This window comes from Leuconostoc fallax KCTC 3537 (assembly GCF_000165675.1).
In the GTDB taxonomy this organism is placed as follows: domain Bacteria; phylum Bacillota; class Bacilli; order Lactobacillales; family Lactobacillaceae; genus Leuconostoc_B; species Leuconostoc_B fallax.
The window spans coordinates 1-15658 of record NZ_AEIZ01000018.1 but is presented as its reverse complement, the minus strand read 5'-3'; the positions used below and the strand labels follow the sequence as shown (position 1 = coordinate 15658).

The 15658-nt window shown below is 38.7% G+C and carries 12 protein-coding genes, 4 tRNA genes and 3 pseudogenes; 1 reads left to right on the top strand and 18 read right to left on the bottom strand.

The features are described from left to right. Window positions 1–23: 23 nt before the first annotated feature. From LEUFL_RS11725 to LEUFL_RS0105695, 4 genes and pseudogenes are all read right to left on the bottom strand, one after another. Window positions 24–1597, bottom strand: a pseudogene (locus tag LEUFL_RS11725) (peptide ABC transporter substrate-binding protein). A 77-nt stretch (window positions 1598–1674) separates the two neighbouring features. Further along, a complete protein-coding gene (gene mmuM / locus LEUFL_RS0105705) occupies window positions 1675–2601 on the bottom strand; it encodes a homocysteine S-methyltransferase (RefSeq protein ID WP_010008084.1) in 927 nt (308 codons plus the stop codon). 4 nt (window positions 2602–2605) lie between these two features. Beyond that, a pseudogene (locus LEUFL_RS11720) lies at window positions 2606–3996 on the bottom strand (amino acid permease). Window positions 3997–4016: 20 nt separating this feature from the next. After that, a complete protein-coding gene (locus LEUFL_RS0105695; RefSeq protein WP_010008083.1) occupies window positions 4017–5156 on the bottom strand; it encodes a vitamin B12 independent methionine synthase in 1140 nt (379 codons plus the stop codon). Between the two features lie 606 nt (window positions 5157–5762). Between LEUFL_RS0105695 and LEUFL_RS0105685 the strand changes: the two genes are divergently transcribed. After that, on the top strand, window positions 5763–6092 hold the full coding sequence (locus LEUFL_RS0105685) for a thioredoxin family protein (protein WP_010008080.1): 330 nt from the start codon (window positions 5763–5765) through the stop codon (window positions 6090–6092). A gap of 55 nt (window positions 6093–6147) precedes the next feature. Here the strand turns inward: LEUFL_RS0105685 and LEUFL_RS0105680 are convergent, their stop codons facing one another. From LEUFL_RS0105680 to LEUFL_RS0105615, 14 genes and pseudogenes are all read right to left on the bottom strand, one after another. Further along, window positions 6148–7326, bottom strand: coding sequence for a 3-phosphoglycerate dehydrogenase family protein (locus LEUFL_RS0105680; protein ID WP_010008078.1), 1179 nt, complete (start codon window positions 7324–7326; stop codon window positions 6148–6150). Further along, a pseudogene (serC, locus tag LEUFL_RS11715) lies at window positions 7319–8408 on the bottom strand (3-phosphoserine/phosphohydroxythreonine transaminase). Before serC ends, LEUFL_RS0105680 begins: the two are co-directional and overlap by 8 nt. 150 nt (window positions 8409–8558) lie before the next feature. Beyond that, entirely contained in the window at window positions 8559–10187 is a 1629-nt protein-coding gene (groL, locus tag LEUFL_RS0105670; RefSeq protein WP_029508683.1) for a chaperonin GroEL, read from the bottom strand. A gap of 64 nt (window positions 10188–10251) precedes the next feature. Continuing rightward, window positions 10252–10527: a co-chaperone GroES gene (locus LEUFL_RS0105665; protein ID WP_010008074.1), complete on the bottom strand. Its 276-nt coding sequence runs from the start codon at window positions 10525–10527 to the stop codon at window positions 10252–10254. A 126-nt stretch (window positions 10528–10653) separates the two neighbouring features. Next, window positions 10654–11691, bottom strand: coding sequence for a lipid II:glycine glycyltransferase FemX (locus tag LEUFL_RS0105660; RefSeq protein ID WP_029508682.1), 1038 nt, complete (start codon window positions 11689–11691; stop codon window positions 10654–10656). A gap of 1 nt (window position 11692) precedes the next feature. Next, window positions 11693–12340, bottom strand: coding sequence for a redox-sensing transcriptional repressor Rex (locus tag LEUFL_RS0105655; protein WP_010008072.1), 648 nt, complete (start codon window positions 12338–12340; stop codon window positions 11693–11695). A 125-nt stretch (window positions 12341–12465) separates the two neighbouring features. Further along, window positions 12466–13482, bottom strand: a complete 1017-nt coding sequence (gene tsaD, locus LEUFL_RS0105650) for a tRNA (adenosine(37)-N6)-threonylcarbamoyltransferase complex transferase subunit TsaD (RefSeq protein WP_010008071.1) — start codon at window positions 13480–13482, stop codon at window positions 12466–12468. Then, window positions 13479–13907 carry a ribosomal protein S18-alanine N-acetyltransferase gene (gene rimI / locus LEUFL_RS0105645; protein ID WP_010008070.1) on the bottom strand — a complete coding sequence of 143 codons (429 nt, stop codon included), beginning with the start codon at window positions 13905–13907 and terminating at the stop codon, window positions 13479–13481. Before rimI (LEUFL_RS0105645) ends, tsaD begins: the two co-directional genes overlap by 4 nt. Next, complete coding sequence (rimI, locus tag LEUFL_RS11710) at window positions 13882–14370, bottom strand: ribosomal protein S18-alanine N-acetyltransferase (protein WP_010008068.1); 489 nt, start codon at window positions 14368–14370, stop codon at window positions 13882–13884. The genes rimI (LEUFL_RS0105645) and rimI (LEUFL_RS11710) overlap by 26 nt, the downstream gene beginning before the upstream one ends. 51 nt (window positions 14371–14421) lie before the next feature. Further along, complete coding sequence (gene tsaB / locus LEUFL_RS0105635; protein WP_029508680.1) at window positions 14422–15138, bottom strand: tRNA (adenosine(37)-N6)-threonylcarbamoyltransferase complex dimerization subunit type 1 TsaB; 717 nt, start codon at window positions 15136–15138, stop codon at window positions 14422–14424. Window positions 15139–15230: 92 nt separating this feature from the next. Further along, window positions 15231–15314 (bottom strand) — tRNA-Leu (locus LEUFL_RS0105630). A gap of 31 nt (window positions 15315–15345) precedes the next feature. After that, a tRNA-His gene (locus LEUFL_RS0105625) sits at window positions 15346–15418 on the bottom strand. 2 nt (window positions 15419–15420) lie between these two features. After that, a tRNA-Trp gene (locus tag LEUFL_RS0105620) sits at window positions 15421–15494 on the bottom strand. A gap of 90 nt (window positions 15495–15584) precedes the next feature. Beyond that, window positions 15585–15658: transfer RNA gene (locus LEUFL_RS0105615), tRNA-Asp, on the bottom strand.

Below are 15658 nucleotides of genomic sequence, written 5' to 3'. Positions count from 1 at the left end.
CCATTACGTTTCAATCAACACGTTTACTTTTCTTCAGCATAACGATAATTTTGATAACCAATGAGTGGATAAACAAGATTATCAACTTTATTACTATTCTGCAAATGCACATTTGCAACCTGATACAAAGGCGTTACACCATTTAAGTCATTATTCAATTGAGCAGCAGACTTAGCAAGCGTATAACGTTGTGCATTAGGTTCATACTGCTGATTAACTTTTTCAAGTAAACGTTCATAGCGTTCATCACGCCAATTAGTAAAATTAATCGCCCCTTTACTATAAGCGATATCTAAAAAATCGATAGGATCATTAAAATCAGTCGTCCAGCTTAAAGTCCCTGACTGGAAATTCTGATTATCAAATGCCTGAATTTCAGCATTTAAAGGCATACGATTCAAAGTCACGCTCACATTAGGTAGGTTACGTTCTATTGATTGCTTCAAATAAACCCCAAGGGCCTTATAAGCATCAGTATCAGCTGTATTAATTTTTAATGTAATATGCTTTTGCCCTAATTCAGATTGTGCTTTTTTCAAATATTCTTGGGCTGCCTGTTTATCATACGGCAAAGATAGCCCATCATTGAAGTCCTTACCATCAATCTTCACTTCACCGCTAGGAACAATTGATTTGGCTGGTGTAGACCCATCAGCCAATACTTCTTGTGTGAGTTGTTCCCGATTAATTGCTAAACTCACAGCCTTCTTAAAGTTCGTATTGCCTGCCACTTTATCATCAGCATTCCACACGAGAAATGCCATACGACCTTTTTGTGAGGTCTTGATATCTTTTTGCGCTGACTTTTTAATATTTGCCACCAAAGCACCTGAAATTTCTGCTTCATCGACTTTTTTGGCCTCATATTGTTTAGCGGCAAGATAAGCATCTTTAACCACAGTCACTTTGATTGTATCGAAATCTACTGACTTCGCATCAGCAAAATGTTGATTCTTTACAAATTCCCATTGTGTTGCTGATTGGTTCCATTTTTTAACTTGATATGCACCATTAGCGACCGTTGTCTCTGCTGTTTGGCCATATTTATTGCCCCACTTAGCTAACTTATCAGTATTAACAGGATATAACTGATTGGCTAAGACAAAATCAAAATAAGGTACGGGATGTGCTAACTTAATCTGTACTGTATATTTATCGGGTGCACTAATGCCCAGATTTTTGGGTGCTACTTTACCAGATAATACGTCACTGTAGTTCTCTAAATCCTTAAAGTGATTAGCGCGTGTTGATTTTGTTTTAGGATTAACTTGCCTTTGCGCTGAAGCAACAAAGTCCTGTGCGGTTACAGCTGTGCCATCTGACCATTTTTGATTATGTTTTAACGGTATCGTATATAGCGTCCCGTTTTCTGTTGGCTTGACAATCTGTTTGGCAACGCCCGCTGTAATTTTCCTTTGGCATCCGCAGTATACAATCCTTCTAATATTTGTGTTTCGCCCCATTCTGCGCCAACTTCGTCAATATGATTGGGATCTAATGTTGACATCGTATTTTGAACCGAAACGCGCAACGTTTTTTGCTGAGATGATGTTTGCTGTCTCAAAACAGTAAACAAAATAATCGCTACAATGAGCAAAGCGCTCGCTATTAACCATCTTTTTTATTCATATCTCAACCTCATCTCTCACGTCATCATTTGATTTAATTATTATATCAAACTTTACGACACCAGCTATCAATCGCTTGTTTAATCGCTATAATATCTTTCGGTGTCGTACGACAACATCCGCCAATTATTGTGGCGCCCTGATTCAGCCATTGCGGTACTAACTCTTGCCAATCAATTGGGCCATAATCATCAACCCATTGTTTTGTTTGTGGATCATAAGTATCACCTGCATTCGGATAAATGATAATTTGCTTTGTTGTCTGTGGCTGTATGGCTTGTAATGCGGTCAAGATATTGTCCGGTGCTGTACAATTTACACCGATTGCCTTAATTTGGGCATACTTCTCAAAATAGCCTACTGCTGTTGCAAGCGATGTCCCATCACACAAAGTATTGCCATCTTTAATTGAAAATGATAGATATGCAGGCGTTTCTGAAAATTCAGTTTCCAACAACTCAGCAAGTGCTTGTGCTTCTGTAAAGTTAGGCATCGTTTCCAACCCGATTAAATCAACCTCGTCTTGTACCAATCGCTCAATACGTTGCCGATGAAAATCTTGATAGGCTTGTTTGGATAAATGATAATCCCCAGTATATTCCGCACCATTTGCTAGGTACGCCCCGTAAGGCCCTACACTACCAATGATTAACCCATCATCTTGTGTGGATAGCGCTAAACCTTCTTTAGCCAAATGAACAGCAGTATCAATGAGTTCGTAGGCTTTATGACTATCAAATCCCTGTGCTAAAAATGTCGCAACATGTGCCTGATAAGTATCGGTAATTGCCCCTTGAGCACCAGCATCAAAATAATGCTGATGGATTTTCGCAATAGTTCCCGGTGACTGAATTAAAGCCGATGCCGACCATAAATTGTTATCCACATTAATATTTTGCTGTTCTAATTCACTACCCATACCGCCATCTAAAGTAAGTGGCGCCATTTTTAGATATTGAGAAAACTTATCCATGATATTAAACCTCCGTTGACTTCTTTTTCAGTATTGGTAACCATTTAAATCGGACGAAATAATATGCATAGACCAGTCCAACAAAAGGCACAGACCACAATAAAGCAGGTCGCTGCTGTGGATCAAATATTGTTAAGATAACAGAAAGACTAGCACCGATAAACCCAGCCAAAGGCAATAATGGATAGGCCCATTTCGGATAGCGTAAATCTTTTTGACGACCCTGGTTTTTAAGTTGCTGGCTATATTTATAATGAGACCATGCAATTGCAATCCAAACAAAGACAACAGCTAACCCTGATACTGCTACCAAGTTCAAATAGAGCGCACCAGCCGCCACAAAGCTAGATAATAAGGCTAATAAGCCACCAGCTAAACTAGCTAATAAAGCCCATACCGGTATCCCCTGCTTATTCGTTTTTTCAAATATTGGATGGATCAATTTTTCGTGACTTAGTGACCACAACATGCGTGTTGAAGCATACAAGCCAGAATTGGCCATTGATAATATACCCGTTATAATAACAAAATTCATCACATCAGCGGCATATGGAATACCAATCATATTAAATACAGCAACAAATGGACTTTCTGTCACGCCCGCTTTTTGATAAGGTAAAATCGCTGCCAAGATTGTGATACTCCCAATAAAGAAAATGACTTGACGCCACCAGACTGCTTTAATTGCACTTGGTATTGCCTTTTTCAGGATTTTTTGGCTTCTCCTGCTGTGACACCCATTAGTTCTGTTCCACTAAAAGCAAAGTTCACGGCTAGCATTGTCGTAAACACTTGCCCAATGCCATTAGGGAATAACCCATGACTGAAAATATTATCAAAACCAGGATGGACATCCCCACTAACATGTAACCAACCTAGTAGCACCATACTGCCTAATAATAAGAAGGCAATAATAGCCACAACCTTGATACTAGCTAACCAATATTCGCTTTCACCGAATACTTTGACAGAAAAGAGATTACTCAAAAAGATGATAACAATAAAGATGGCTGAAAATACCCATGCTGGAACGGTTGGAAACCATCTTTGCATGACAATACCAATGGCTGTAAACTCTGATCCCAATGCCACCGTCCATGTTAACCAATAAGAAATGGCCACAAGGAACCCTGTTGCCGGGCCAATCAATTTTTGTGCATAATAATGAAAAGAGCCTGTTACTGGCATGGCAATAGATAATTCTGCTAAGCTCAGCATAATCAAATAAACTAAAATTGCACCAACTGTATAGGCTAAAATTGTACCAAACGCGCCAGCAGTATGAATTGTATAACCCGAGGATAAGAATAATCCCGTACCAATACCACTAGCTAACCCTATCATACGAACTTGTCGCTCCGACATTGCTCGTTTTAATTGCGTATTCTCTGCCATTTTTCTCGATTTCTAATAAATTAATTTGCAGTATTTTCATTTAGATACTGATCTGCAATACGTTTAATCAGCGCTAGCTTTTGCCATTGATCTGGAATAGTCAAAATATTACCTTCTTCAGTAGATGAAAAGCCACATTGTGTCGATAATGCTAAATTGCTTTTAGGTACGAACTGACTCGCTTCATCAATTCTCGCCACAATATCATCAACAGATTCTAAATCTGCTGATTTGCTGGTAACAAGTCCCAAAACAATTTCCACTTGATGCCTATTATACCAAATTTCAGACAAAGGTTCAAAACCACCCGAACGCTCATTGTCATATTCTAAAAAGAAAGCATCATAATTTAATTGCCCTAGATAAGGTGCCACCGTATCATAACCACCAGAAAAGAGATAAGTTGATTTAAAGTTACCACGACAAATATGAGTTGATACTTTTAAATCATCTGGCAAGCCAACTAATATCTTGTTAATGACATAAACATCATCTAATGCAAGCTGTCGATATTTTGCTTGTGCTTGCACATCATCAGCTGTTTCATTAAATTTGGCAATTAGGTATCCCCATGTCGTGTCATCCAACTGAATATAACGCGCACCCAAATCATAAAAGTGTTGTAATGTATCGTGATAAGTTTGTGCCAAAGCATCTAAAAATGCTTGCCATGAATCGTAGTATTTTAGCGCATTATCCGAGCGATGATCACGATTAATAATCAAACTTGGGGATGGAATGGTAACTTTTGCTTCAACATCATCAGGTATGATCGATTTTAAATACTTAAAGTCCTCGTAAAATGGGTGGTTTGGATTTGCTGAAATTTTATCCACAATACGGACATTTGTTGTACGTGTTTTCTCACCGTGGAACTTATAAGAGTCCTGTTGCTCAAAAGCTTCAAATCCATTTAAGCCCCATAAGAAATCTAAATGCCACCAAGATCGATTAAACTCGCCATCTGTCACCGCTTTAAGCCCATCCTTAACCTGTTGCGACACAACTTCACTTATTTCCTCACGCTGTATTTTTAATAGTGCTTCACGCGAAATTTTACTTTTATCCCATTGCTCGCGGGCTCTTTTAAGGCGCTCTGGACGTAGATATGACCCAACATGATCAAACTTATAATTTAATTTCTGTTGTATTTGTTGCATAATTATTACCTCTTTCGTTAACAATAAATGTTAAATTCGTTGAAATAGATCCGCATGTGTTATTAGATAATGCCATCATTTCTATTTTTAAAATCATCACCTTCTTTACTCATCAATTAGACAATAAAAAAACCGCAGTCTAATCTAATAGACTGCGGGACGCGCATCGTGTAACCACCCGGTATTTATATAGCATTCACATGTTATACCTCATTAAGTACGCTTTAAGATCATTGATATCAATTCCTACCAGTATACTCTGCACGATAACGGGTACTACCGAATTCAACTCATGCGCACAATGACACCATTGCCGCCTACTCGTCTCCTTATATCAACTCCAAGACCATTTTCCCGAATATCAAACACCTGTTTTCACCATACACAGGCTCTCTATTGATTAACGCAACGGTACTTATCTCTTCAACGTTTTGTTATTAAATAAGATACTGTTTCTATCAATAAAAGTCAATGATTTTAATAGAATAACTTCATTTTTCTAATAAAGCTTTTATAATGTAAGTGATATCATCAGATATTTTATCAAAATATGTTAGAATACTAGTAATTGTATGTTATACAAAATAAACTAGTGAGGTATTGCATATGTACGAACCAACGAGTCATTCTGACCAATTTTTAGAAGAAATTATCAACCGTTCTGGACGTAATCTTATCTTTTTATCAACTGAATGGTGTGGCGATTGCCGTGCTATTAAACCTTTTGTGCAAGACATTAAAACAGAAGTTGTTAAAACAGCCAATTGGTTTGACGCCGATCGTGATGACAATATCGAAGTCGCTAAAAAATATAATTTAAAAGGATTGCCTTCATTCATTCTATTTGAGAATGGTCAAGAGATTGATCGAATTGGACACGGAGAGCGTTTGAATCCTAAACAAGTTCTCGATTGGTATCAAGCAACACTTGCATAATCAATAATATATAAAAAATAACGATTAGCCAGAAGCTAATCGTTATTTTTTGATTTTAATCTTGATTATTTTTTAAAACACGTGTTTGGAAAATATCATCCACTTGGTCAAAACGCTCATGAATCAATTGCCATTCTTCATCAGTTAATGCATTCAATGAAATTAATGTATAAGCAATATTGTTTTTAGCACGATTAGATAGTTGTTCAATGTTGATACCGTGATCACCAAAGAAATTAGCAATTTGACTCAACATTGTCGGTACATTACGATGAATAATCGAAACACGATACTTTGTTCTAAAAGGTTCATCGATTGATGGCAAATTCACAGAATTAACCACATTACCCGTTGTTAAGTAATGGTCAAGTTGCTTAGCCGCCATCAAAGCTGATGTATCTTCCGCCTCAATTGTTGAACCACCAATATGTGGTGTAATAATCGTTTTAGGATTATCAAATAATACAGCATCAGCAAAATCCGTAATATACATGCGTAGCTGATCAGCATCCAAGGCTGCCTTAGCTGCAGCATCATCCACAATACCGCCACGAGAGAAATTCAACAAGGCTGCTTCTGGCTTTAACTGTGCTATTTTTTCAGCATCAATAAAGTGCTTATTATCTGCATTCAGCGGAATATGAACTGTCACATAATCTGCTTTTTGCAAAACTTCTTCTACATTACGTGCATGCCCAATGTGGCGATCAACGCGCCATGCCGTTGTCGCATCCAGACCTGGGTCATACCCAATGACTTCCATGTCTAACGCCAACGCTGTGTTGGCCACCTTTGAGCCGACATTACCTAATCCAATCACACCCAATGTTTTACCTGATAATTCAGTACCACGGTAACCACCTTTGTTGGTTTCGGTGCGTAATGACACATCCCCACCACGCGTTTTGTTAGCAAAGTCAATAGCTGCTACAACGGGTCGTGCAGCCATAATCAAAGCCGCAATTGTGAGCTCCTTAACCGCATTCGCATTACCACCAGGTGTATTAAATACCGCAATACCCCTTTGCGTCAAATCATCTACTGGAATATTATTAAACCCAGCACCAGCACGAACCAAAGCACGAACAGTATCAGGAATTGTCTCTTGATGCATATCTTGCGATCTCAACAAAATACCTTTGGGTGCTTCATCACCATTAATCGTATACCCCTGCTCTGTAAGGTAATTGAGTCCCATTGGCGAAATTGCATTATATGTTTTTATATTAGTCATTTAAATATTCCATCTCCACATTTTTCAAATACGCAATTAAATCATCTACTGCTTGTTCAGGCTGAGCGTTATACAAGGAGGCTCTAAAGCCACCCACACTACGATGACCCGCCAAGTTATAAAAACCAGCTTGAGACGCCTTTTGTGCAATTTGTGCATCCCGCTTTGCATCACCAGATGTAAAGACAACATTCGTCAACGACCGTTCTTTACCCGTCACCATGGCATCAAAGAATGAGGAATGATCTAAATAGTCGTACAATTTGTGCGCTTTTCTTTGGTTTTTTCGTAAAGCCCTGCAATACCACCGGATTGTTCAATCCACTTGAGAACTAAGTTTAAGACGTAAATTGCAAAAACCGGTGGCGTATTATACATTGAATCTTTATCAATAGCCGTTTGATACTTTTGCATGGGTGCCAAATGTGATAAGTCTTGTTCATCTAGCCAATCTTGATTAACAATAGCTAATGTAATGCCAGCAATCCCCAAATTTTTTGTGCACCAGCAAAAATCAAATCAAACTTTTTGAAATCATAGGGTTCAGCCAAAATATTGGATGACATATCAGCCACTAAGTGCTGTACGTCAGGAATATCTTCTTGGTGATACGTTGTGCCTTCAATTGTATTGTTCGTCACTAAATGGACATAGTCATACTGTGTATCATCAAATTGAGCAGGCAAATGTGGTAATTCACGATACTTGATTGACCGTGTTGTACCTGGAACATCAACTGTAACATTTAGGGCTTCTGCGGCACCAATAGGCTTATGTGCAAAATTACCCGAATCTAAAATTGCAATCTTTTTTAGCCGTGTCGCTAAATTCATGGGTACCATTTCAAACTGTGTTGTACCGCCACCTGATAAGAACATTACCTTATAATTATCTGGCAAATCCAATAATGATTTGAGCGATGCTTTTGCTTCATCAAGTATATTTTCGAACTGAGGCGTTCTATGTGATATTTCTAATATTGACATATGTGTTGCTTGATTTTTTGTCAATTCTTGAGTTATTTGTGTCATAACTTCTGTTGGCAAACTACTAGGTCCAGCAGAAAAATTATATGTTGTCATAAAGTAATCTCGCCATTCTTTTTTACCCATTGTATCATATTTCAATACTATAATATTTGCTTTTTCTGACTAATTGGATATAAAAAACGTTTATAATATGCTAAATCCATACTATAAACGTTTTAAACATCTTAAATCACCTTAAATAGCTTACATCATGCCGCCCATGGCTGCTGCTTGAGCTGCTGCATCGCCACCATTTGCCTTTTCATCAGGCTTATCAGCGACTACAGCTTCTGTTGTCAACAATAATGCTGAGACGGATGCTGCATTTTGCAAAGCAGAACGCGTTACCTTCGTTGGATCAACAATTCCAGCTGAAATCATGTCTACCCATTCATTCGTAGCTGCATTGTACCCAAATCCAGGCTTTTGCTCTTTTAACTTGTTGATAATAACAGATCCTTCAAAACCAGCGTTTTCAGCAATTTGACGTACTGGTGCTTCTAATGCCTTCTTCACTGTATTGATACCAGTTTGGACGTCGCCTGTTTCTGACAAAGCATCAACAGCTGCAATAGCATTTACCAATGCCGTTCCACCACCAGCAACGAATCCTTCTTCAACAGCTGCACGCGTTGCGTTCAAAGCATCTTCAATACGGTACTTGCGTTCCTTTAACTCTGTTTCTGTGGCTGCACCAACATTCACAACAGCAACACCACCAGCTAACTTAGCCAAACGCTCTTGTAACTTTTCACGATCAAAATCACTTGTTGTTTCAGCAATTTGTTGCTTGATTTGGTCAACACGAGAAGCCAATGTTGCCTTATCACCAGAACCTTCAACGATTGTTGTATTATCCTTAGTAATATTAACCTTCACTGCTTGACCTAATTGTTCAATTGTCACATCCTTGAGGTTCAAACCAAGATCATCTGTTACAACTGTTCCACCAGTCAATACAGCAATATCTTCAAGTTGTGCCTTACGACGGTCACCAAATCCTGGCGCCTTGACTGCTACAACATTGAAAGTACCACGCATCTTGTTCAAAACAAGTGTAGGCAAAGCTTCACCTGTAATGTCGTCAGCAATAATCAATAATGCACGACCTTGTTCAACAACACTTTGCAATACAGGTAAGATGTCTTGAATGTTACCAATCTTCTTATCAGTAATCAAGATGTAAGGATTATCCAAATTTGCTTCCATCTTGTCGTTATCTGTCACCATATATTGTGACATGTAACCACGATCAAATTGCATACCTTCAACAACATCCAATGTTGTCTCAATACCCTTTGATTCTTCAATGGTAATCACACCGTCATTACCAACTTTATCCATTGCTTCAGCAATCAATTGACCAACTTCTTCATTAGCAGCTGAGATTGATGCAACTTGTGCAATTTCTTCTTTAGTTGATACCTGGTGTGATAATTCATGCAACTTAGCAACAGCTGCTGCCGTTGCTTTTTCAATACCTGTACGGATACCTACAGGGTTAGCACCTGCCGTAACATTCTTCAAACCTTCGCCAACAATAGCTTGTGCAAGAACAGTTGCTGTGGTTGTACCATCACCAGCAATGTCATTTGTCTTTGAGGCCACTTCAGCAACTAACTTAGCGCCCATATCCTCAAAGTGATCTTCCAATTCAATTGCCTTGGCAATTGTTACACCATCATTAGTAATCGTTGGTGTGCCATAGGATTGTTCCAAAACAACGTTGCGGCCCTTCGGACCAATCGTTGTTTTAACTGTATCGGCAAGCTTGTCGACCCCTGCCTTCATCTTTGCGCGTGCATCTTCAGAAAACTTCAATTCTTTTGCCATCATTATTATGTATTAGTCACTGCTAAGTTAATTGTACTAATACTTTCCTCCCTGACTCATAAAATTAGATAACTGCAATAATATCTTTTTCATGGACAACTAAATAATCTTGTCCTTCAACATGAATTTCTTGACCAGCGTACTTATCAAATACAACAGTGTCGCCTTCTGATACGGCAGTTGGCTTTTGTAATTCCCCAACAGTTTGAGTACTAACAACGATTACCTTACCAGTCACTGGCTTTTCTTGTGCATTACTAGCAATGACAATATTACCAACTTTTTGCTCTGCTTCTTTTTCAACTTGCAATACAACGCGATCACCTAATGGTTTTAACACGATGTACACCTCCTTAAAATTCTGTTATGATTTTAGCACTCTTTAATCACAAGTGCTAACTACAATTTATAGTTTAACACTTGGTTGTAAAAAGTCAATAAAAAAGATTGGTTTCAACCAATCTTTTTACTCTGAAAATCCTTTAAGATACTGATCATACGCTTCTTGATCGAGCACCCAATCTAACTCGCCAATATACTCTACTGGAGCGTCATGATAAGCAAAACCATGTTTAAATTTATATAAACCATCTTTTGGTACAAAGTCACCAACACCACCAAAATCATATCGTACTTTATTCAGTGACAAGCCCCACTTTAACATTTCCCATTGTACAGCATAGGGTGCATAGTGCTTGGTAAATGCACGATTTGAACCTGCATACATATACCAGATTTTATCACCATAAGCAAAACCAATACCACTAGCGATAACTTGATCTTCAAAATGCGCTAAGAAAACTTTGAACAAACCCGTACCCGCCCATAATTTTTGCATACGCAAGAAATAATCAATGGGTCTATGTGTAATATTTTGACTTTTTGCCATCATAACATAGGTGTCAAAGAAGGCAGTAACATCTTCTTGGCTATCTCCACTCGTCACCACGACGCCATCACGCGCAGAACGACGAATTTGGTTACGATAGTCACGTTTAAAATGCTTCATGAGACTGTCTTCATCAACAATTTTGTCTGCATCTCCACGACCATCATAGTAAAGGACCACATTCTTACGGGGCTGGATATTACCGTGCATATATGTAATCTGTCGGTTCCGGGTTGTAAAACCTTCTTGCTGGTAAGCCTCATTTAGATCATCAGAATAAGGTTCCTCAGGGTCCAAACGAATCAAGAACGTGTTTTCAGGTAACACTGCAACGGCTTCGTCAACCAAAGCCTTTACCAATTGTACGTTTTGAATATCGGCTATCGGTCCTTTAGGTGAATAAGCTAAAAGTTTTCCTGGTACAGCTTCAATTGTGAGTACCGCCATGGCAGCATCGATCACACCATTTGTCTCATGATAAATATAAATATGACCCCAGTTAGCTTTTAGATCTCCCCATAACGGATCTTGCGTCACTTGTCCGCGGGGATGTTCACGTACAAATGCTTGAAATGCTGCTACTTTATTTTTATCATTTAAATCTAATATGGCCATTTTAAATTCCTGTTGTAATTGACCCATAATTCTCAATAAAATATATGAGTGTTTGTAATTCATTCGTTAAATCAACGTTCTGAACACGTACGTTGTTTGGCACGGTCACACGCAGTGGTGTGAAGTTCAAAATACCACGTATACCAGATGCCACTAATTGATCTGTAATTTCTTGTGCAACCTCTTGTGGTACAGTCAAAATTGCAATGTTAATACGTTGATCTTTAATCTGCTGTTGCAAATCAGCCATCGGATATATTGGCACACCGCTTTGTATCTTACCAACACGTTCTTCATCTACATCAAATGCAGCTGATATACGCACATTGGATGATTGATGGAAGTTGAAATTTAGCAATGCTTGACCCAAGTTTCCTACGCCAATCAGCGCCACACTAATCAAACTATCTTGATCCAAAACATCAGCAAAAAAATCTAATAATGCTTTAACATCATATCCATAGCCGCGTTTACCTAACGCGCCAAAATACGAAAAGTCGCGACGAATAGTAGCAGCGTCAAATTTAATGGCATCGCTTAATTCAGCCGAAGAAATACGGTTTGTTCCTGCATCATGCAGAAAAGTTAAATAGCGGTAGTATATTGGCAAGCGTTTTGCCGTTGCCCGCGGTATTTTAGGTTGTGTCATCATTTACTCCAAAAGCGCTAAGCGCTGTTTTAATTGTCAACAATATTACTTTGTGAAATTCTGCATTACTATTATATCATATTCCATGCTATTCAAAATAAAGTTAGTGAACGAATCACAATGTATTAAAGGCTTAGCAAGTCAAAATCTAATCCTGGATCTGTATTTAAGTCTAAATCAGCAAAAATACCTGCCTGATAGTTCCAATATCCAGCAGCACCAATCATAGCGGCATTATCTCCTGTATATTGCATTGGCACGGGCAAAAACGTTGTCTCGGGGAATGTTTCTAACAAGGCTGTCAAGGTCTGACGTAATTGCTGATTTGCAGCGACACCACCTGCTAAAATAAAAGTTTTAACAGGATAGTTTTCTAGGGCACGTTTTGTTCGACCTAATAAAGCATCCACTACAGCGTTTTGAAAGCTCGCTGCCAACTCGCCTTTGTTAAGATTTTCTCCGCGTTGCTGTGCATTGTGAACATAATTAATCACAGCACTTTTCAAACCTGAAAAGCTGAAATCATAATTATCATCATGCGCCATGGCAGTTGGAAATTTTACTGTTGCTTGATTTTTACGCGCTAAATCATCAATTATTTTCCCTGCTGGATACGGGAATTCAAGTAAGCGACCGACCTTATCATAACTTTCTCCTGCTGCATCATCACGTGTTTCACCTATTACTTTAAAGTCATTTTCTTCGCGCATTAAAACCAGTTCAGTATGCCCCCCAGATACCATTAAAGCCATCGCTGGATACTCGACTTTGCCAGCAAATCTAGCAGCAGCAATATGTCCAGCCAAGTGATTAACGGGCACAATAGGTAAATGATGCGCCATTGCAAAAGTTTTAGCCCCCATCAGGCCGACTAGGAGCGAACCAACAAGCCCTGGACCATAAGTAACGGCTACTGCATCTAAATCTTTTGGCGTTAGCGCCGCTTGCTTCAAAGCATCATCTAAGACACGTGTAATCCATTCAATATGATGTCGACTTGCAACTTCTGGTACAATACCACCAAAACGACGGTGCGAGTTGATTTGTGTTGCAACACTATTGCTCAAAACGGTATGTCCATCTTCGACAATAGCAACACTGGTTTCATCTGCACTAGATTCAAATGCAATAATTCTCGTCACAATATTTTCCTCTCCATCAGTAGCGCATCATCGCCATTTTTATAATAATGACGGCGCCGATTGTAAACTGTAAAGCTATTTTTAATGTATAAACCTTGTGCCGCACCATTATGTTCCGATACTTCTAAAAGAATGCGTTTTAAATCAGGAACAGATAAAACTCGGGCTATTAGGGCTTGGGCAATGCCTTGCTTCTGATAATCTGGCAAGACCGCTAAACTCGTAATCTCTGCCTCATCTAAAATAGTTGTCATACCAATAAACCCAACGATTGTATGATTAATTTCAGCCACAAAATATTGATTACGAATGCATGATAGCTCATGTTGGAAGATTTTTATCGGCCAAGGTGATGAACCAAATGCACCCGTAGCAATATGATAGATTGCTTCAACATCTTCAATGCCTGCTCTTTGGATATTCAACTTTTTTCTCCATACTTATAGCATCTTCTCGGTTATCTAAATAATAACGTGACTTTATTCCTACTTTTTTAAATCCTAAACGCTCATACAAAGCCACTGCTAAGTTATTTGATTTACGAGCCTCCAGACTTAACGTTTGGACATGCATTCTTTTAGCTACTTTTATGATTTCATGTAGCAAAATTGTACCCAATCCCTTATTTTGCCAAATCGGTAAAATGGCAATATTCGTAATATGAATATCTTGCGTCGGCCTTTGATACGCAGCACCAACAAAACCAATAACTTGTTGATTTTTCTTAATAATTAGATATAGTCGTACATCATAACGAATAATCTCATTGTAGAAATCATCTGTTGTCCAAGGTGCTTGTCCCAAATAAACCGCTTCTTCGATTGCAATTAAATGTTTAATATCATCTAAATCAGCTACTCTTAATTCAAACTGATAATCTTGTAGCAAAAAATTTTAGAGATAAACTCGGGGAATTTATCAGAATGCCGATGCGCCCATTTATTTAACTTCAAAAACATAATGATTTGGATCATCCTGTCCAGGATGGTTCTCCAGCCAATTAAGTTCTGCTTGAGTTTTTCGAAGATAGTTAGGATTAAATGTATCGATATCATCAACTGGTAATATGTTCTTTTGTAGTGCAATGATGCCCTTACCGTCAGGTAAACTTTCTTCTGCCGTCAAAACCGCCGCATGAGGAAATTCTGATTGAATACTATCATTAAAAGGTTCTGTATCGCCAACAAAAATCAAATCATCAAGCTGTTGATTTGATTTCAACCACTGGCATAAATTCGCAAAAGATTGGTGTTCATCAGGCTTAATATTTATACCGTTTTGATATACACCGGCAAACACGTTTTGATTACGCGCATTAAAAAGAGGTACTACTATTTTATGGCTTATTACTTGTTGAGCTAATATAGCTAAACTAGAAACGCCAATTAAATCTGTACCAATTGTATTAGCCAAAACTTTAGCAACAGTAACACCAATTCGTAAACCTGTAAACGATCCTGGTCCCTGTGCTACAACAATTCTATCTAATTCATCAAACTGCCAATTCTCATGTTGCATTGCTGCTTGAATGGACGAGAGTAATTGAATTGAATGATTACGGGCTACGTTGCTTGTGAATATATATTTAACCTGATCGTCCTCGGCTAAAGTAACGGTCAAAGGTTGATTACTTGTATCAAATGCTAGAACTTTCATAATCTTAATTTTAGCATAAAGAGTAGCACTATGTGAAAAATCATGCATTAAAATTTGTAACAAAAAAGGCTCCTAATAGGAGCCTCAATCTATGCCGTCGGTGGGAGTCGAACCCACACGGTGTTGCCACCACTGGATTTTGAGTCCAGCGCGTCTGCCAATTCCGCCACAACGGCATTAAGGTACGAAGACGTACCATTTTATAAGGGCGGTAGAAGGGGATCGAACCCTCGCATGCTGGATCCACAAACCAGTGTGTTAACCACTTCACCACTACCGCCATGGCAGGGATAGAGGGAATCGAACCCCCATCAACGGTTTTGGAGACCGCTATTCTACCGTTAAACTATATCCCTATATATCTTCAAAACAGACCACATAAGGTCTGAAAAAACATGTTAAGGAATTGCACCTCAATTAACTACTTATTAGCATGTTACAAGTAGCGGTCACAACGGGGCTCGAACCCGTGATCTCCTGCGTGACAGGCAGGCGTCCTAACCAACTAGACCATGCGACC